This window comes from Streptomyces sp. NPDC054849 (assembly GCF_053610945.1).
This window is the reverse complement of record NZ_JBSGZI010000074.1, coordinates 1-16,768: the sequence shown is the minus strand read 5'-3', so window position 1 is coordinate 16,768 and position 16,768 is coordinate 1. Positions and strand designations below refer to the sequence as shown.

Sequence of the window (16,768 nt, the reverse complement as noted above, 5' to 3'; positions counted from 1 at the left end):
GGTACGCGGGGAGCACCCATGGCCGACAGGCAGCAGACCGATCCGGCTCCACAGTGGTGGAGCCGGCCCGAGGGCACGGCCGACGGCCGCGGCGAGGCGCTGCCCGGTCCGCGGCCCGGAGCCGGGGACGGGGACGGAGCCGGGGACGGGCAGAGTGGAGGCCCGCCGGTCGCCGGGGCTCACGTGCCGGTCGAGGGTGCGGTCCCCGACCAGGGGATCCGCGCGGTGCGGTACGACCCCTGGGGCGAGCAGCCGTTGCAGGTCGTGGACCGGGGCATGGACCGGCGCGGGTTCCGGCTGTGGCAGGTGGCGGCCCTCAGCGCGGGAACGGCCCTGCTCGCCGGCGGAATCGGCGGCTACGCCGGCGTGCTCGCCGAGCGGCAGAGCAGCACCCGCCTGGAACTCCCCCAGTCCGCCGTCGCGGACACCGGCCGGGCGCCCGAGAGCGTGGCCGGGATCGCGGCCACCGCGCTGCCCGGCGTGGTGACCCTCCACGTACGGGGCGAGAAGGGCAGCGGCACGGGTACCGGCTTCGTACTCGACCAGCAGGGGCACATCCTGACCAACAACCACGTGGTCGCCGACGCCCGGGAGATAGCGGTCACCTTCAGCACGGGCGAGAGCGTCACCGCCCGGCTGGTCGGCCGCGACTCGGGTTACGACCTGGCCGTGGTCAAGGTCAGCGGGGTACGGGGACTGCGGCCGCTGAGCCTGGGCAACTCCGAGAACGTGAAGGTCGGCGACCCGGTCGTGGCCATCGGCGCGCCCTTCGACCTGTCCAACACCGTCACCGCCGGCATCATCAGCGCCACCGGCCGGCCGGTCACCGCGGGCGGCGACAAGGGCGACGGCAGCGACATCAGCTACGTGGACGCGCTGCAGACCGACGCCCCCATCAACCCGGGGAACTCCGGCGGCCCCCTCCTCGACGCCCAGGCCCGCGTGGTCGGCATCAACAGCGCCATCCGCGGGGCCGACAAGGACGATCCCAGCCGGCAGGGCGGCTCCATCGGACTCGGCTTCGCCATCCCCATCAATCAGGGCAAGCGCGTCGCCGAGGAGCTCATCAGCACCGGCCGCGCCACGCACCCCGTCATCGGGGTCACCCTCGACATGGACTACACCGGCGACGGGGCCCGGGTGGGGGACAAGGGCGAGGACGGCAAGCCGTCCGTGATCGCCGGCGGACCCGGCGCGCGTGCCGGGATCAAGCCCGGCGACGTGATCACCAAAGTGGACGGCCAGCGCGTACGCGGCGGTGACGAGCTGATCATCAAGATCCGGGCTCACCGCCCGGGCGACCCGCTGACCCTCACGGTGCTGCGCGAGGGCCGGGAACGCACGCTGGCCGTGGTCCTCGGTTCGGCGAACGGGTCATGAGCACCGGATGACGGCGGGGTCACCTCCCGGACGAAGTCCGGGGGCGAAAGGGCCAAGGAGGCGGCACGCAGGTATGGCCCGGGGACAACGCCGGGTACCGTGTGTCGGGGCCCGATGAGAGAGAGCCGAGGAGCGGCAAGGTGTTCAACGACATAGGCGCACTCGAACTGGTCACGATCGTGGTGCTCGCCATTCTCGTCTTCGGCCCGGACAAGCTGCCCAAGGTCATTCAGGACGTCTCCGGTGTCATCCGGAAGATCCGTGCGTTCTCGGACAGCGCGAAGCAGGACATCCGCTCCGAACTCGGCCCGGAATTCAAGGATTTCGAGTTCGAGGACCTGAATCCGAAGACCTTCATCCGCAAGCAGCTCGGCGAGAACGAAGACCTCAAGGACATCCGCAGCAGCTTCGATCTCCGCAAGGAACTCAACGACGTCGCCGACGCCGTCAACAACCCGGAGACCGAACCCGCCCCGGCCTCCTCGGCGGCCGCCGTCACCGGGCCGGACCTGCTGAAGAAGCCCGCCGCCCCGGCCCAGGACCAGCGCTCCCGCTTCGACGCCGACGCCACCTGAAACGCAGCCTGCCCGGCGATCCGGGGTCGGATGGCTATCCTCCATCTGTCCGGATCGCAGGACGCCCGAGGGAGGGGGTCCCCCCAGCACAGCGAGGGGGAGGGGCCGTTCCGGACCCCACGGAACGAGAGGCCGCCCACATGGAGACGACGAGCAGCAGCCGGGTAGGGGCGCAGACCGCCGAGGCACCCGCCTCCGCCGACGCACCCGCGCAGGAACCGGATACCAGCCCGCAGAGCGATACACAGCCACAGGAGCCCACCGCGCCCGTACCGGCGGCCCGCCGGACGGCCGAGGGGTTCCTGGCGGCCGACTTCCCCTGGTACGGGCTGGACGGGGCCTTCACCGGCCCCCGCTGGCTCATGCAGGTCGGCATCGCCGCCGACGGAACCGTGGAGCACGGCTCCACCGGCCACGGCGACGAGCCCTCCGCCCGGGGCGAGATCGCCACCGGTGAGAAGGAGCGCTTCGCGGTGGTGATCACCGTGGCGAGCAACCCGCTGCGCCGCAGCGGCGACGGCACCGGCGTCCTGGAGGCCACCTCGGTCTCCTCGGCGGCCTGGCTGGCCGGCTCCGGGCTGCTGGCCTACAGCTGGCCCGGACAGATGGACCACTCCCTGCGCGACGACTGGCTCGACCAGCAGACCGAGGCCGCCTGGGAACTCGCGGACGACCTCGCCGGCGAGGACTGGTCGACGCTGTCGCTGCCGGTGGACGGGGAGCCGACGCCGTTCCACTACCGCGAGTCGGAGTTCGGGTGGGTGCTGGCGGGCTCCACGGGGAGCGGTGTGCACCTGGGTGCGTACGGGCGGGGGATGAGCGCGTACGGGCTCGGCTTCGCGGCCATCGCGGACCTCGGCTCGTACGAATGACGCGCCACGGGTGACGTGCCACGGGTAACGCGCCGGAGGTGACGTGCCACGCGTAACGCACCACGGGTAACGCACCACGGGTAACGCGCCGCGGATGACCCGTGGCACGTGACCGGCCGCACGGGACCCGCCCCAGGTGACGGGTACGCGAAAGGGCGCCGCTCGGTGAGCGGCGCCCTTCGCGTGTGTCCGTACGGTCAGAACTTGTTGCGCGGGGTGATGCCCAGCGACATGCCCGACAGGCCGCGCGCACGGCCGCCCAGCTTGCCCGCGATCGCCCGCAGGGCCGCGCCGGCCGGGGAGTCCGGGTCGGACAGGACGACGGGCTTGCCCTCGTCGCCGCCCTCGCGCAGCCGGACGTCGATCGGGATCGAGCCCAGCACCGGCACGGTCGCGCCGATCGTCTTGGTCAGCCCGTCGGCGACCTTCTGACCTCCGCCCGAACCGAAGACGTCCACCATCTCGTCGCAGTGCGGGCACGGCAGGCCCGACATGTTCTCGACGACTCCGACGATCTTCTGGTGGGTCTGCACGGCGATCGAGCCGGCCCGCTCCGCCACCTCGGCCGCCGCCTGCTGCGGGGTGGTGACGACCAGGATCTCCGCGTTCGGCACCAGCTGGGCCACCGAGATCGCGATGTCGCCCGTGCCCGGCGGCAGGTCCAGCAGCAGCACGTCCAGGTCCCCCCAGAACACGTCCGCCAGGAACTGCTGGAGGGCCCGGTGCAGCATCGGCCCGCGCCACACCACCGGGGCGTTGCCCGGGGTGAACATGCCGATGGAGATGACCTTCACACCGTGCGCCGACGGCGGCATGATCATGTTCTCGACCTGGGTGGGACGGCCGTCCACACCCAGCATGCGCGGCACGCTGTGGCCGTAGATGTCCGCGTCGACCACGCCGACCTTCAGGCCGTCCGCCGCCATCGCCGCGGCCAGGTTGACCGTGACCGAGGACTTGCCGACGCCGCCCTTGCCGGAAGCGACCGCGTACACGCGGGTCAGCGAACCCGGCTTGGCGAAGGGCACCTCGCGCTCGGCGGTGCCGCCGCGCAGCGTGGCCGCCAGGTCCTTGCGCTGCTCGTCGCTCATCACGTCCAGGGTGACGGCGACCGAGGTGACGCCGGCGACCTTCTCGACGGCCTCGGTGACCAGCCGGGTGATGGTCTCGCGCATGGGACAGCCCGACACGGTCAGGTAGACCGTGACCGCGACCGCGCCGCCGTCACCGATCTCCACCGATTTGACCATCCCGAGCTCGGTGATCGGCCGGTGGATCTCGGGGTCGTTCACCGTCGCCAGAGCGTCCAGGATCGCGTCCTGCTCAGGTACGGCGGCGGAGCTTGTGTCGGTAGCCATGCCCCGATGGTACGGCTCGGTAGCAGGGCTCAGGAAAGCCTGTCAGCGGTCGCCTTCGTCACGTTCGGCGGGGAATAGACGCCGCTCGTCCATCTCCTTGATCAGGTCCTGGAACTCGGACCTGATCCAGTCGCGCGTGGCGACCTCGCCCAGACCCATCCGCAGGGCCGCGATCTCCCGGGTCAGGTACTCCGTGTCGGCGATCGACCGCTCGTTCTGCTTGCGGTCCTGCTCCAGGTTGACCCGGTCCCGGTCGTCCTGCCGGTTCTGCGCGAGCAGGATCAGCGGAGCGGCGTACGAGGCCTGCAGCGACAGCATCAGCGTCAGGAAGATGAACGGGTACTCGTCCCACCGCAGATCCGGCGGGGCGAAGATGTTCCACAGCACCCAGACGATGATGACCAGGGTCATCCAGACGATGAACCGGCCCGTGCCCAGGAACCGCGCCACCCGCTCCGACAACCGCCCGAAGGCCTCCGGGTCGTACTCGGGCAGCAGCGACCGGCGCGGCGCCCGCGGCAGGTCCAGGCGCACCCGCGAGCGCGTCAGCGCGCTCGACCCGGTGCTCTGGGCGGCCTTCGCCGCCCGCTCGGCGGCCCGGTCCGCCGCCTCCACGGCCATGCCCTGCTCACGCGCCTGCATCCGGGCCTGCTCCCGCCGCTCCCTGATCTGCTCCCGGCGCCGCTCGCGCGCCTGCTCGCCCCGCCCCCGGTCGAAGCGCCCTCGTTCAGCTGCCACGCACGGCCTCCTCGGAATGGAACTCCGTCTCCCGCCAGTCGTCAGGCAGCAGGTGGTCCAGTACGTCGTCCACCGTCACGGCGCCCAGCAGCGAACCGCTCTCGTCGACCACCGGCACCGCGACCATGTTGTAGGCGGCGAGGTGCGTGGTCACCGCAGGCAGTGAGGCGTCCGGCCGCAGCGGCGGAAGGTCCGTGTCCACGATCGAGCTGACCAGGGTGAACGGCGGGTCCCGCAGCAGCCGCTGGAAGTGGACCGTGCCCAGGTACTTGCCCGTCGGCGTCTCGTCCGGCGGCCGGCACACGTACACCTGGGCCGCCAGCGCCGGCGACAGGTCCGCCTGCCGTACGCGGGCCAGCGCGTCCGCCACCGTCGCGTCCGGCCGCAGGACGATCGGCTCGGTGGTCATCAGACCGCCTGCGGTGTTCTCCTCGTAGGACAGCAGACGGCGCACATCGGCCGCGTCGTCCGGCTGCATCAGCGTCAGCAGCCGCTCCTTGTCGTCCTCCGGCAGCTCGGAGAGCAGGTCGGCCGCGTCGTCCGGGTCCATCGCCTCCAGGACGTCGGCGGCGCGCTCCTCCTTCAGCTTGCCGAGGATCTCCACCTGCTCGTCCTCGGGCAGCTCCTCCAGCACGTCGGCGAGCCGGTCGTCGTCGAGGGCGTTGGCCACCTCGGCACGACGCTTCGGCGTCAGGTGGTGCAGCACGTTCGCCACGTCGGCCGGGCGCATCTGCTCGAAGGTGGCGACCAGGTTCTCGGCGCCCTGCCCGTGCTCCTCCAGCGAGAAGCCCGTCACCGCCGACCACTCCACCGTCAGGGTCTCGCCGCGTCGGCGCAGCGCCCCAGCCTTGCCCTTCCGTACGAAAATCCGGTCGATCTCCCAGTCCCGGCGGGCCGGCAGCTGCTGGATGGCCACGTCCAGGACGGTGACCTCCTCGCCGCTCGCGACCAGCGTCACCCGCCGGTCCAGCAGTTCGCCCAGGACCAGCCGCTCGGTGGGGCGTTGCTCGAAGCGCCGCATGTTCACGACACCGGTGGTGATGACCTGACCGGACTCCACGCCCGTGACCCGTGTCATCGGCAGGAAGATCCGGCGCCGGCTGACCACCTCGACCACCAGGCCCAGCAGCCGCGGCGGCCGGCCGCCGACGCGGAGCATCGCGACGAGGTCGCGGACCCGGCCGACCTGGTCCCCGTTGGGATCGAAGACGGGCACACCCGACAGATGCGAGACGAAGATCCGCGGGGCGCCTGCAACCATCCGAGCGCCTCCTAGAGCGTCAATCAACAGTCGTGCCGCCCCTCAGGCTAGCCCGTGCCCGGGGAAAGCGTCCTGGTGGGGCGGTCCGCCCGGGGCCGGCGCGGCCCCCCTCGCCGGCCGGGGAGCGGTCGCGGGCCGCGAGGTACGGACGGGTACGCTGCCTGCTGCTCGCAGACGACCGACGAGAGGCACCTGCCCGTGACCGCCTACTTCCCTGCCGCGCGGCTGCGCCGGGCCGCGTTCATCGGTGTGCTGTGCGCGGGCCTCGCCGTCACCGGTACGGGCTGCGGGGAGGACCCCGACGAGGGCACGAACGGCATCGGCAAGCTGTCCGCCGACAAGATCGAGGAGAAGGCGAAAGCGGCCGCCACGGAGGCCGACTCGGTCCACCTGTCGGGCACGCTCGTGAGCGGCGGCAAGTCCTTCACCCTTGACATGCGCCTGAAGTCGGACGGCGGCTCCGGCGAGGTGAAGTCGCAGGACTACACCTTCCAGCTGCTGCGGGTGGGGGAGCAGCTGTACCTGAAGGCGAGCGCGGGTTTCTGGGGCCAGTCGGACTCGGCCGGCAAGCTCGGCGACAAGTACGTCAAGGTGCCCGAGGGCGACCCCTCCTACAAGCAGTTCCGCGGCTTCACCGACATGGACGTCCTGCTGGACGGGCTGCTCGGGCTGGAGGGCAAGCTCGCCAAGGGCTCCTACACCAAGGTCGGGCACACCCGCGCGGTCCAGGTCACGGCGGACGAGGGCAAGGGCGGCAAGCTCTCGGTGTCCCTGGAGGGGACCCCGTACCCGCTGCTGATGGAGCGCGCGGGCGGCGCCGGCCGGGTGGAACTCGCGGAGTGGGGCAAGGCGTTCCCGCTCGACCCGCCCGCCCAGGACCAGACGGTCGACTACGGGTCCCAGCTGCCGACGACCAAGGGCGGCGACCCCGCCCCCGCCCCCTCCAAGGGCACCGGCCAGGGCGCCGACCCGAAGAAGCCCTAGCGCGCGGGCGGCAGACGGCTCAGCCGCGCGCGGCCTTCCTGCGCTTCAGCAACAGCTTCGGCAGGCCCGCCGGGACGGCCCTGCGGGTCGTCACCGGGGACGCCAGCGGGGCCGCGGCCAGCGAACCGTCCGGCAGCTCCGCCCGGACCGACTCCGGCTCCAGCCGCAGCAGCCGGCACTCCCGCGCCCACCGCTCGGTCATGTCCTCGGAGTCGGGCGCGTTCAGGCGCTTGCCCTTGAGCTCGGCGACCGCCGCCGCCCATTCCTCGCCGCGCGGCGTCAGCTCCCTCACCGTGGCGGTCCAGGCCACCAGCCGGCCGCCCTTGTCCTTGCTCCGCACCGTCACCTCGGCGGCCGCGCCGTCCGCCAGCCCCGGGAACGGCTGCTCACCGGGCCCGTCGCCCAGCACATGGGCCGCGCCGTCCACCCAGGCGTGCCACAGGGCGCGGTCGGCCCCGGCGCCGCGGACCCAGATGAGGCCGGACTTCTTGGTGGCCTCCTCGACGAGGGCCAGGTCGAGCGTGCTGAGAGTCATGCCGACAGGGTAGGGGGTCGGCTCCCGGCCGCGAGAGGCCGTCCTGATCCGCCCTGATCCGCCCTGATCCGCCCTGACCGGCAGGACGCTGCCCAGGGGGCGTCCTGCCGGTCAGGCCGCGCTCCCTAGAGCCAGCCGTGACGGCGCAGTGCCCGGTGGATGGTGAAGCAGATGCCGACGATCGAGGCCATCACCATCGGATAGCCGTACTTCCACTGGAGCTCGGGCATGTGGTCGAAGTTCATCCCGTACACCCCGCAGATCATCGTCGGCACCGCGATGATCGCCGCCCAGGAGGTGATCTTGCGCATGTCCTCGTTCTGGGCGACCGTCGCCTGCGCGAGGTTGGCCTGGAGGATCGAGTTCAGCAGCTCGTCGAAGCCCACCACCTGCTCGTGCACCCGCGCCAGGTGGTCGGCGACGTCCCGGAAGTACTTCTGGATGTCCGGGTCCACCAGCCGCATCGGCCGCTCGCTCAGCAGCTCCATCGGACGCAGCAGCGGCGAGACCGCCCGCTTGAACTCCAGTACCTCGCGCTTGAGCTGGTAGATGCGGCCCGCGTCGCCGCCGCGCGTACTGCCCTTGGCGGGGGCGGCGAATACGTCGCTCTCCACCTCGTCGATGTCGTCCTGCACCGCCGCCGCGACCGCGATGTACCCGTCGACGACGTGGTCGGCGATGGAGTGCAGGACCGCCGAGGGGCCCTTGGCGAGGAGGTCGGGGTCGCCCTGGAGACGGTGGCGCAGCCCCTTGAGGGAGCCCTGACCGCCGTGCCGGACGGTGATGACGAAGTCGGGTCCGGTGAAACACATCACCTCGCCGGTCTCCACCACCTCGCTGGTGGAGGTCAGTTCGGCGTGTTCGACGTAGTGGATCGTCTTGAAGACGGTGAAGAGGGTGTCGTCGTAACGTTCCAGCTTCGGCCGCTGGTGCGCGTGCACCGCGTCCTCCACGGCCAGCGGGTGCAGGCCGAAGGTGGCGGCGATCCCCGCGAACTCGGCCTCGGTCGGCTCGTGCAGCCCGATCCACGCGAAACCGCCGTCCTCGCGGACCCGTCGGATCGCCTCACGGGGCGTCAGGCACGCGGGGCCCAGCATCCGCCGGCCGCCGCGGTACACCGCGCAGTCGACCACCGCGCTGCTCGCCGACGGGTCGCGGGTGGTGTCATAGCCGGGCTGTGCGGGGTGGGACTTGCGCAGGGACGGGCGGACGGCCGCACGCAGGTAGGGCAGCATCGACATGGCAGGCTCCTTCGCACGCACGGCTGCGGACCGTACGGGTGGGAGACCCTCCACCCACGCGAGCGGGCAGGCTCGGACCAGGCGGAGGGAACAGGACGGGAGGACAACGTTCTGCCGTCGCTCTTCTACTGATCAGGAGATCAAACGGGGCGGGAGGCACCCGTCACAGAAGCGGAAGAGCGATTGGTACTGCACGATCGACTTCGATCCATTGCAGCCCCACCTCCTCCGGCCGGTCCCCCGTGGGGGAGGTCCTGTCTCCGGAGCTTCAGGCATGCTTCGGCATGCGGCCCCGAACAGCTGTCAACACTATCAGCCGACGGATGGTCAAGACCCGCCCTTTACCCGGCTGATACGAGTTCTATGCTCGCTCCATGGCAGAAATTCTGGCCCTCGTCGAGGCCCGGCTGCGCACCGCGTTCGGTGAACCCGACGCACGCGCGGCCGTCACCTTCCTGGGCACCGACCGCATCGAGGTACTCCGCTTCGCCGAGGGCGACCTCGTGCGGTACGCGACCCTCGGGATGTCCGCACACCCGATGACCGATCCGACCGCCGTGGTCGCCGACCCCGTACGGGGCCCCCGCGCCGAGCTGGTGCTGACCGTACGCGCAGGGCTCGCGGCCACCGACAAACTGCTCAGGCCGCTCGCGGTACTGGCCGCCTCTCCCCAGGTCGAGGGGCTGATCGTGGCCCCCGGGGCCTCCCTGGACGTGGGCGAGCCGCTCTGGGACGGCGCGCCGTTCAGCTCCGTCCTCGTGGCCGAACCGGGCGGTCTGGTGGAGGACCTGGAACTCGACGAGCCCATGGATCCGGTGCAGTTCCTCCCCCTCCTGCCGATGACGGCGAACGAGGCGGCCTGGAAGCGCGTCCACGGCGCGGCCGCCCTCCAGGAACGCTGGCTCGCGCGGGGGACGGACCTGCGGGACCCTTTGCGTACGGCCGTCGCGTTGGACTGACCGACAGCCCGGACGGGTGACCGCTCCTTGACTGGGGCCCGGGCGGGGAGGAGCGTTGCTTCCTATGAGGGGTGAACCAAGTTGCCCGAAGTGCGGTGGCCGGGTCAGGGCGCCCGGACTCTTCTCCGACTCCTGGCAGTGCGCGGTGCATGGCGCTGTCCACCCCTTGCAACCCGTCATCCCGCCCAGTGTCGAGGGTTTGAGCGTCGTGGTGCACCGGACGCGGGTGCCCGTGTGGATGCCGTGGCCGCTGCCGGTGGGTTGGCTGTTCACGGGGGTCGCGTCCGCGGGTGACGACCGCAGCGGCGGCCGGGCGACCGCCGTGGCCTGCTCGGGTCCCGGACCGCTGGGCGGTATCGGTGAGCTGCTGCTGATCGCGGAGGAACTGGGCGTCGGCCTGGGCGCGCGGTTCGCGGGGATCGACGGCCCCGACCCCGGCGCGTCCATCAACGTGTCGGCGCCGCCCCACGCCAAGGTCGTCGCGGCGGGCCGCCCGACGCCGCTGTGGCACGTCAACGGCGGCCCCGACGACCGGGCCGTCTTCGCCGGCGAGGCGAGGGGCCTGTGGCTCTGGGCGATCGTCTGGCCGGAGCAGTCCAGCCTTCTGCTGTACGACGAGCTCGTCCTCACCGACCTCCGCGACGCGGGAGCCGAAGTCGAGCTCCTTCCGTGCGGGGCCCTGAGCCCGCGCATCCTGGGCGGCCACTGATCGGCGGGACGGGCCCGGGGTCGCGAACGGGTGGCCCGGCCCGGTTATCCTGGAGTGTCCCCCGTCCGTTCGACCCATGGAGTTCGGCTGTGCGCATCGACCTGCACGCCCACTCCACGGCCTCCGACGGTACGGACACCCCCGCCGAGCTGATGCGCAACGCCGCCGGCGCCGGGCTGGACGTGGTCGCGCTGACCGACCACGACACCGTGGGCGGATACGGCGAGGCGCTCGCGGCCCTGCCCGCCGGACTGACGCTGGTGACCGGGGCCGAGCTGTCCTGCCGGCTCGACGGGGTCGGCGTGCACATGCTCGCGTACCTCTTCGATCCCGAGGAGCCCGAACTCGCCCGCGAGCGGGAGCTCGTCCGCGACGACCGCACCCCGCGCGCCCAGTCCATGGTCCGCAAGCTCCAGGCGCTCGGTGTGGGCGTCACCTGGGAGCAGGTGGCCCGGATCGCCGGGGAGGGCTCGGTCGGGCGGCCGCACATCGCCACGGCCCTCGTCGAGCTGGGCGTCGTGCCCACCGTCTCCGACGCCTTCACGCCCGACTGGCTCGCCGACGGCGGTCGCGCGTACGCCGAGAAGCACGAGCTCGACCCGTTCGACGCGATCCGCCTGGTCAAGGCGGCCGGCGGCGTGACCGTCTTCGCGCATCCCGCCGCCGTCAAGCGCGGGCAGTGCGTGCCGGAGTCCGCGATAGCCGAGTTGGCGGCCGCGGGGCTGGACGGCATCGAGGTGGACCACATGGACCACGACACGGGCACCCGCGCGCGGCTGCGCGGCCTGGCGGCGGACCTGGGACTGCTCACCACCGGCTCCAGCGACTACCACGGCAGCCGCAAGACCTGCGGCCTCGGGGAGTACACGACCGACCCCGAGATCTACGGCGAGATCACGCGCCGCGCGACCGGGGCCTTCCCGGTGCCCGGCGCCGGCGGACGCGAGCGCTGATCGGCCCGGTTTCGACCCGGGTCCGGACCGCTCCACCCGTCCCGCACTTCTTCTTCGCGACACTCCTCTCTCCTGCAAGGCATCACTGTGTTCGACTTCGCCGTCTTCGGATCCCTTTTTCTCACCCTTTTTGTGATTATGGATCCCCCTGGGATCACGCCGATCTTCCTCGCCCTGACCTCGGGCCGTCCCGTCAAGGTGCAGCGCCGCATGGCCTGGCAGGCCGTGTGCGTGGCTTTCGGTGTCATCGCGGTCTTCGGTCTCAGCGGCCAGCAGATCCTGGACTACCTGCACGTGTCCGTCCCGGCGCTGATGATCGCCGGTGGTCTGCTGCTCCTGCTCATCGCGCTGGACCTGCTCACCGGCAAGATGGACGAGCCGAAGCAGACCAAGGACGTGAACGTCGCCCTGGTCCCGCTCGGCATGCCGCTGCTGGCCGGGCCGGGTGCGATCGTGTCCGTCATCCTGGCCGTGCAGAAGGCGGACGGGGCGGCCGGCCAGATCTCCGTCTGGGCCGCGATCGTCGCCATGCACATCGTGCTGTGGATCACCATGCGCTACTCGCTGGTGATCATCCGGGTCATCAGGGACGGCGGCGTCGTCCTCGTGACGCGGCTCGCCGGCATGATGCTCTCGGCGATCGCCGTCCAGCAGATCATCAACGGCGTGCTGCAGGTCGTGCAGGGAGCCTGACGCCCGACCGCACGGCCCGGGACACGAGAACGCCCCCGCACCGGTGTCGGTGCGGGGGCGTCGCGTGTGTGTGGTGTGGGACGCGTCAGCAGGACGCCGTCCCGGCCGGTCGGATCAGAATGCGCTGGCCGACTGACGCGGCGTGCTGCACGATCCGGTTGACGGAGGCCGCGTCCACGACGGTGCTGTCCACGGCGGACCCGTCGACGTCGTCCAGGCGCAGAATCTCGAAGCGCATGGGGCTTCTCCCTTCGTCGGTGTTTCTCCTTGCATGGGGTTCAACCGAGTGTAGAAGAAAAACATTCCCTACGCTAAGGAAATTTTTTCACTCGCTAACGACTAAGCGGTGCAGGAGTCCCAGAACGCGGCGAGCGCATTGGCTGTGACCTGCGGATTCTCGGCATTGGGGGAGTGCTCGGCGCCCTCCACGAGCACGCGCAACGCACTCAAGCGATGCGCCATGTCATCCATCAGCGGCACGGGCCACGCGTAGTCCACCTCTCCGGACAGAACCAGTTTGGGGAGCGGTACGGCCGCCAGCTCCTCCACCCGGTCCGGCTCGGAGATCAGTGCCCGGCCCGTGACGATCAGCTGCTCCGGCACGGTGGCCAGCCACCGGTCCCGCAGGAAGTCCGCCAGCTCGACGGAGTCGCGGGCCGCGTCCTGCGCATCGTGGGCCCGCATCGCCGCCCAGATCCCGGGCATGTCGCCGCCCATCGCCTCCAGCGCGGCGACCAGCAGCTTCGTCCGCGCCTGCTGGCCCTCGGAGATGGCGGCCGGCCCGCTGCTGAGCAGGGTGAGCGAGGCGAACGGCGACGGGTCGCGCAGCACCGCCGCGCGCGAGATCAGCCCGCCGAGCGAGTGGCCCACCAGGTGTACGGGGCCCGACGCCAGCGCACGGGCCTGCGCGAGGACGTCCCGCGCCAGCTCCTCCAGCGCGTACGCCGACTCCTCGCGCGGGCCGGCGCTCTCGTACTGGCCGCGCCCGTCCACGGCGACCACCCGGTACCCGGCGGCGGCCAGCGGCTCCAGGAGGCCGATGAAGTCCTCCTTGCTGCCCGTGAAGCCGGGGACCAGCAGAGCGGTGCCGCGCAGCGGCTCACCGGCTTCGTGCACGGCGAAGCCGCCGCGGTCGGTGGCGAGGCGGTACGCGCGGGCGACGGACGGCAGGGTGAGGCGCGGCGGCTTGCTCATGGCCCGAGGTTACCGGCCCGTAGATTGCGGCACAGCCCGGGAACGCCGATGGCCCCGGCCCCCTCGGAAGGGGATCGGGGCCATCGGCGTACGAACCGGGTCCTACGCCTCCGGCGCGGCCGCGACCTTGCGGGTGCGGGTGCGCTTCGGCTTGGCGGGGGCCTCCTCGGCCACCACGACGGCCTCGGCGACCGGAGCGGCCTCCGCCACCTTGCGGGTGCGGGTGCGCTTCGGCTTGGCGGGGGCGTCCTCGGCCACCACGACGGCCTCGGCGACGGCCGGAGCCGCCTCCGCGACCTTGCGCGGACGGGTCCGGCGGGCCTTCACGGGCTCCACCGGAGGCGCCATCTGGAAGTCCGGCTCCGGAGCGGTCGCGACGATCTTGCGGACCCGGGCCCGGGGGGCCTTGACCGGCTCCAGGGGCGCTGCCGTCTGGAAGTCGGGCTCGGGGGCGGCCTCCGCCACCTTGCGGGTGCGGGTGCGCTTCGGCTTGACCGGAGCCTCCTCCGCCACGGCGACCGGGGCGGCCTCGACGACCGGGGCGGCCACGGACACCACGGCGACCGGAGCGGCCTCGGTGACCGGAGCGGCGTCCACGGCCTGAGCCGGCACCGCGCCCACACGGGTGCGGCGGCGTCGCGGCCTGCGCGGCTCGTCGACGGCCGGGGCCGCGGGGGTCTCGGGAGCCTCGGCCGGGGTCACGGCCGCCGCGCCCTCGGCGAGCTCCGTCCCGCCCCGCGTACGGCGACGCTGACGCGGCGTACGGGTACGGGCCGGACGCTCCTCGGTCACCACGGCGGCGGCGGCCGGACCGCGGCCGCCACGGCCACCGCGGCCGCCCGTCTCGCCCAGGTCCTCGAGGTTCTCGGCCTTCAGACCGGCCCGCGTGCGCTCTGCGCGCGGCAGGACGCCCTTGGTGCCGGCCGGAATGTTCATCTGCTCGAACAGGTGCGGCGACGTGGAGTACGTCTCCACCGGGTCGTGGAAGTCCAGCTCCAGCGCCTTGTTGATCAGCTGCCAGCGCGGGATGTCGTCCCAGTCGACCAGGGTGACGGCGATGCCCTTCTTGCCCGCGCGACCGGTGCGGCCCACGCGGTGCAGGAAGGTCTTCTCGTCCTCCGGCGTCTGGTAGTTGATGACGTGGGTCACACCCTCGACATCGATACCGCGCGCGGCGACGTCGGTGCACACCAGCACGTCGACCTTGCCGTTGCGGAAGGCGCGCAGCGCCTGCTCGCGGGCGCCCTGGCCCAGGTCGCCGTGGACGGCGCCGGACGCGAAGCCGCGCTTCTCCAGCTGCTCGGCGATGTCGGCCGCCGTGCGCTTGGTACGGCAGAAGATCATGGCGAGGCCACGGCCCTCGGCCTGCAGGATGCGGGAGACGAGCTCCGGCTTGTCCATGTTGTGCGCACGGAAGACGTGCTGCGTGGTGTTGGCGACGGTCGCGCCCTCGCCGTCCTCCGAGACGGCGCGGATGTGCGTGGGCTGCGTCATGTACCGGCGGGCCAGACCGATGACCGCGCCCGGCATGGTCGCCGAGAACAGCATCGTCTGACGCTTCGGGGGCAGGTAGCCCATGATCCGCTCGACATCGGGCAGGAAGCCCAGGTCGAGCATCTCGTCGGCCTCGTCCAGGACGAGCGCCCGGACGTGCGACAGGTCGAGCTTCTTCTGACCGGCCAGGTCGAGCAGGCGGCCCGGGGTGCCGACGATGATGTCGACGCCCTTCTTGAGCGCCTCGACCTGCGGCTCGTACGCGCGGCCGCCGTATATGGCGAGGACGCGGACGTTGCGGACCTTGCCCGCGGTCAGGAGGTCGTTGGTGACCTGGGTGCACAGCTCGCGGGTCGGAACCACCACGAGGGCCTGCGGGGCGTCGGTCAGCTGCTCGGGCTTGGCCCGGCCCACCTCGACGTCCGCGGGGACGGTGACCCGCTCCAGCAGGGGAAGGCCGAAACCGAGCGTCTTGCCGGTTCCGGTCTTGGCCTGGCCGATGACGTCCGTGCCGGAAAGGGCGACGGGGAGGGTCATCTCCTGGATCGGGAAGGGGGACACAATGCCGACGGCCTCGAGGGCTTCGGCCGTCTCGGGAAAGATCCCGAGGTCTCGGAACGTAGTCAGGGTGCTGCCTCTTCTGTGAGACGCGGCGCGAGGCGGCGAGGGGGGTCGTACCGTGCCGTGCTTGCAGTACTGCTACGTACGAAGCTGCGCGGGACCACTAGCCTTCGCTCAGGCGCATCTGCCGCTGAGGGGGCCCCTCGGGGGAGGCGGTACGCATGAACGTACGCACCACACCGAGGGCGGTCGGTTGGAGCCGATCGGGCCACCGACCGGGCATCCTCATTCGGATGGCCCGCCGAGTGCTCGGCAGGCGCATTACCACTGTACCCCGGAATCGCGCAGGTGTGTCGGGTGAATTCACCGGGCAGACGCGTTTAGCTGGACAGCCGGGGAATCGCCGTGGTGACTTGGAGCGGCATTCGGCGGGCTATTGTGCGGAGCATGTCGACCGTAGAAAACGCCTCGCCCGCCGACGACAGCGCGCCCGCCGGAGCCGCGGGCATCGCCTCCCAGGACTGGGCGACCGCCTCTGCCTCGCCGCAGTACCGGGCCGCCGTCGTGGACCTGCTCGGCGCACTCGCGTACGGAGAGCTCGCGGCCTTCGAGCGCCTCGCGGAGGACGCGAAGCTCGCGCCCACCCTGGACGACAAGGCCGAGCTCGCCGCGATGGCCTCCGCCGAGTTCCACCACTTCGAGCGCCTGCGGGACCGGCTCGCGGCGATCGAGGCCGAGCCCACCGCCGCCATGGAGCCCTTCGCGAAGGGCGTCGACGACTTCCACCGCCAGACCGCGCCGTCGGACTGGCTGGAGGGCCTGGTCAAGGCCTACGTCGGTGACTCCATCGCCAGTGACTTCTACCGCGAGGTCGCCTCCCACCTGGACAACGACACCCGCGCCCTCGTGCTCGGTGTGCTCGACGACACGGGCCACGGCAACTTCGCCGTCGAGAAGGTGCGCGCGGCGATCGAGGCGGACCCGCGCTGCGGGGGCCGGCTCGCGCTGTGGGCCCGGCGGCTGATGGGCGAGGCCCTCTCGCAGGCCCAGCGCGTGGTCGCGGAGCGCGATGCGCTCTCCACCATGCTGGTCGGCGGCGTCGACGGGATGGCGGCGGGCTTCGACCTGGCGGCCGTCGGCGAGATGTTCACCCGGATCACCCGGGCGCACACCAAGCGGATGGCCGCCCTCGGCCTCGCCGCCTGACCGGACGGCTCCGCACAACGACGTCGGCCCCGGCGCGCTTCGTGCGCACCGGGGC

17 protein-coding genes are annotated in these 16,768 nt (G+C 71.8%); 9 read left to right on the top strand and 8 right to left on the bottom strand.

Annotated elements, in window-relative coordinates; translation table 11 throughout:
- Nucleotides 1-18 precede the first annotated feature (18 nt).
- The 3 genes from ACWGIF_RS26720 (at nt 19) to ACWGIF_RS26710 (ending at nt 2,827) form a co-directional block, all read left to right on the top strand.
- The gene (locus ACWGIF_RS26720) at nt 19-1,380 is read left to right on the top strand and encodes a S1C family serine protease (RefSeq protein ID WP_453501194.1); all 1,362 of its coding nucleotides are present in this window, start codon (nt 19-21) and stop codon (nt 1,378-1,380) included.
- Between the two features lie 140 nt (nt 1,381-1,520).
- On the top strand, nt 1,521-1,955 hold the full coding sequence (locus ACWGIF_RS26715) for a sec-independent translocase (RefSeq protein ID WP_453501192.1): 435 nt from the start codon (nt 1,521-1,523) through the stop codon (nt 1,953-1,955).
- A gap of 140 nt (nt 1,956-2,095) precedes the next feature.
- Nucleotides 2,096-2,827 carry a hypothetical protein gene (locus ACWGIF_RS26710; protein ID WP_453501190.1) on the top strand — a complete coding sequence of 244 codons (732 nt, stop codon included), beginning with the start codon at nt 2,096-2,098 and terminating at the stop codon, nt 2,825-2,827.
- A gap of 197 nt (nt 2,828-3,024) precedes the next feature.
- On the opposite strand, the gene ACWGIF_RS26705 is transcribed toward ACWGIF_RS26710, so the two are convergent.
- From ACWGIF_RS26705 to ACWGIF_RS26695, 3 genes are all read right to left on the bottom strand, one after another.
- On the bottom strand, nt 3,025-4,185 hold the full coding sequence (locus tag ACWGIF_RS26705; RefSeq protein ID WP_453501188.1) for an Mrp/NBP35 family ATP-binding protein: 1,161 nt from the start codon (nt 4,183-4,185) through the stop codon (nt 3,025-3,027).
- Between the two features lie 42 nt (nt 4,186-4,227).
- Complete coding sequence (locus tag ACWGIF_RS26700; protein ID WP_453501238.1) at nt 4,228-4,806, bottom strand: DUF1003 domain-containing protein; 579 nt, start codon at nt 4,804-4,806, stop codon at nt 4,228-4,230.
- A 106-nt stretch (nt 4,807-4,912) separates the two neighbouring features.
- On the bottom strand, nt 4,913-6,184 hold the full coding sequence (locus ACWGIF_RS26695; protein WP_453501186.1) for a magnesium transporter MgtE N-terminal domain-containing protein: 1,272 nt from the start codon (nt 6,182-6,184) through the stop codon (nt 4,913-4,915).
- A 198-nt stretch (nt 6,185-6,382) separates the two neighbouring features.
- Here ACWGIF_RS26695 and ACWGIF_RS26690 point away from each other — a divergent pair, with 198 nt between their 5' ends.
- A complete protein-coding gene (locus tag ACWGIF_RS26690) occupies nt 6,383-7,168 on the top strand; it encodes a hypothetical protein (protein ID WP_453501184.1) in 786 nt (261 codons plus the stop codon).
- A 19-nt stretch (nt 7,169-7,187) separates the two neighbouring features.
- Here the strand turns inward: ACWGIF_RS26690 and ACWGIF_RS26685 are convergent, their stop codons facing one another.
- Nucleotides 7,188-7,703 (bottom strand): hypothetical protein, encoded by a 516-nt coding sequence (locus ACWGIF_RS26685; RefSeq protein ID WP_453501182.1) that lies wholly within the window; start codon nt 7,701-7,703, stop codon nt 7,188-7,190.
- Nucleotides 7,704-7,828: 125 nt separating this feature from the next.
- Complete coding sequence (locus tag ACWGIF_RS26680; protein WP_453501180.1) at nt 7,829-8,944, bottom strand: magnesium and cobalt transport protein CorA; 1,116 nt, start codon at nt 8,942-8,944, stop codon at nt 7,829-7,831.
- A 374-nt stretch (nt 8,945-9,318) separates the two neighbouring features.
- Between ACWGIF_RS26680 and ACWGIF_RS26675 the strand changes: the two genes are divergently transcribed.
- The 4 genes from ACWGIF_RS26675 to ACWGIF_RS26660 all read left to right on the top strand — a co-directional run bounded on the left by ACWGIF_RS26675 (nt 9,319) and on the right by ACWGIF_RS26660 (nt 12,258).
- On the top strand, nt 9,319-9,903 hold the full coding sequence (locus ACWGIF_RS26675; protein WP_030385895.1) for a suppressor of fused domain protein: 585 nt from the start codon (nt 9,319-9,321) through the stop codon (nt 9,901-9,903).
- A 64-nt stretch (nt 9,904-9,967) separates the two neighbouring features.
- Complete coding sequence (locus ACWGIF_RS26670; protein ID WP_453501178.1) at nt 9,968-10,612, top strand: DUF6758 family protein; 645 nt, start codon at nt 9,968-9,970, stop codon at nt 10,610-10,612.
- A gap of 89 nt (nt 10,613-10,701) precedes the next feature.
- Nucleotides 10,702-11,565, top strand: coding sequence for a PHP domain-containing protein (locus ACWGIF_RS26665; RefSeq protein WP_453501176.1), 864 nt, complete (start codon nt 10,702-10,704; stop codon nt 11,563-11,565).
- An 87-nt stretch (nt 11,566-11,652) separates the two neighbouring features.
- A complete protein-coding gene (locus ACWGIF_RS26660) occupies nt 11,653-12,258 on the top strand; it encodes a MarC family protein (RefSeq protein WP_453501174.1) in 606 nt (201 codons plus the stop codon).
- A gap of 85 nt (nt 12,259-12,343) precedes the next feature.
- Here ACWGIF_RS26660 and ACWGIF_RS26655 read toward each other — a convergent pair whose 3' ends face one another.
- The 3 genes from ACWGIF_RS26655 to ACWGIF_RS26645 all read right to left on the bottom strand — a co-directional run bounded on the left by ACWGIF_RS26655 (nt 12,344) and on the right by ACWGIF_RS26645 (nt 15,483).
- On the bottom strand, nt 12,344-12,496 hold the full coding sequence (locus ACWGIF_RS26655) for a hypothetical protein (protein WP_374775695.1): 153 nt from the start codon (nt 12,494-12,496) through the stop codon (nt 12,344-12,346).
- A gap of 101 nt (nt 12,497-12,597) precedes the next feature.
- On the bottom strand, nt 12,598-13,452 hold the full coding sequence (locus tag ACWGIF_RS26650; RefSeq protein ID WP_453501172.1) for an alpha/beta fold hydrolase: 855 nt from the start codon (nt 13,450-13,452) through the stop codon (nt 12,598-12,600).
- Between the two features lie 102 nt (nt 13,453-13,554).
- Nucleotides 13,555-15,483 carry a DEAD/DEAH box helicase gene (locus ACWGIF_RS26645; protein WP_453501170.1) on the bottom strand — a complete coding sequence of 643 codons (1,929 nt, stop codon included), beginning with the start codon at nt 15,481-15,483 and terminating at the stop codon, nt 13,555-13,557.
- Nucleotides 15,484-15,954: 471 nt separating this feature from the next.
- Between ACWGIF_RS26645 and ACWGIF_RS26640 the strand changes: the two genes are divergently transcribed.
- Nucleotides 15,955-16,713 (top strand): ferritin-like fold-containing protein, encoded by a 759-nt coding sequence (locus ACWGIF_RS26640; protein ID WP_453501168.1) that lies wholly within the window; start codon nt 15,955-15,957, stop codon nt 16,711-16,713.
- Nucleotides 16,714-16,768: the final 55 nt, after the last annotated feature.

Excerpts from the sequence above, each read along its gene's own strand:
- ACWGIF_RS26705 (WP_453501188.1), bottom strand. The coding sequence starts at position 4,185 with ATGGCTACCGACACAAGCTCCGCCGCCGTACCTGAGCAGGACGCGATC.
- ACWGIF_RS26700 (WP_453501238.1), bottom strand. The coding sequence starts at position 4,806 with ATGGCCGTGGAGGCGGCGGACCGGGCCGCCGAGCGGGCGGCGAAGGCC.
- ACWGIF_RS26695 (WP_453501186.1), bottom strand. The coding sequence starts at position 6,184 with ATGGTTGCAGGCGCCCCGCGGATCTTCGTCTCGCATCTGTCGGGTGTG.
- ACWGIF_RS26650 (WP_453501172.1), bottom strand. The coding sequence starts at position 13,452 with ATGAGCAAGCCGCCGCGCCTCACCCTGCCGTCCGTCGCCCGCGCGTAC.
- ACWGIF_RS26655 (WP_374775695.1), bottom strand. The coding sequence starts at position 12,496 with ATGCGCTTCGAGATTCTGCGCCTGGACGACGTCGACGGGTCCGCCGTG.
- ACWGIF_RS26670 (WP_453501178.1), top strand. The coding sequence starts at position 9,968 with ATGAGGGGTGAACCAAGTTGCCCGAAGTGCGGTGGCCGGGTCAGGGCG.
- ACWGIF_RS26720 (WP_453501194.1), top strand. The coding sequence starts at position 19 with ATGGCCGACAGGCAGCAGACCGATCCGGCTCCACAGTGGTGGAGCCGG.
- ACWGIF_RS26640 (WP_453501168.1), top strand. The coding sequence starts at position 15,955 with ATGTCGACCGTAGAAAACGCCTCGCCCGCCGACGACAGCGCGCCCGCC.
- ACWGIF_RS26680 (WP_453501180.1), bottom strand. The coding sequence starts at position 8,944 with ATGTCGATGCTGCCCTACCTGCGTGCGGCCGTCCGCCCGTCCCTGCGC.
- ACWGIF_RS26685 (WP_453501182.1), bottom strand. The coding sequence starts at position 7,703 with ATGACTCTCAGCACGCTCGACCTGGCCCTCGTCGAGGAGGCCACCAAG.
- ACWGIF_RS26710 (WP_453501190.1), top strand. The coding sequence starts at position 2,096 with ATGGAGACGACGAGCAGCAGCCGGGTAGGGGCGCAGACCGCCGAGGCA.
- ACWGIF_RS26645 (WP_453501170.1), bottom strand. The coding sequence starts at position 15,483 with ATGACCCTCCCCGTCGCCCTTTCCGGCACGGACGTCATCGGCCAGGCC.
- ACWGIF_RS26675 (WP_030385895.1), top strand. The coding sequence starts at position 9,319 with ATGGCAGAAATTCTGGCCCTCGTCGAGGCCCGGCTGCGCACCGCGTTC.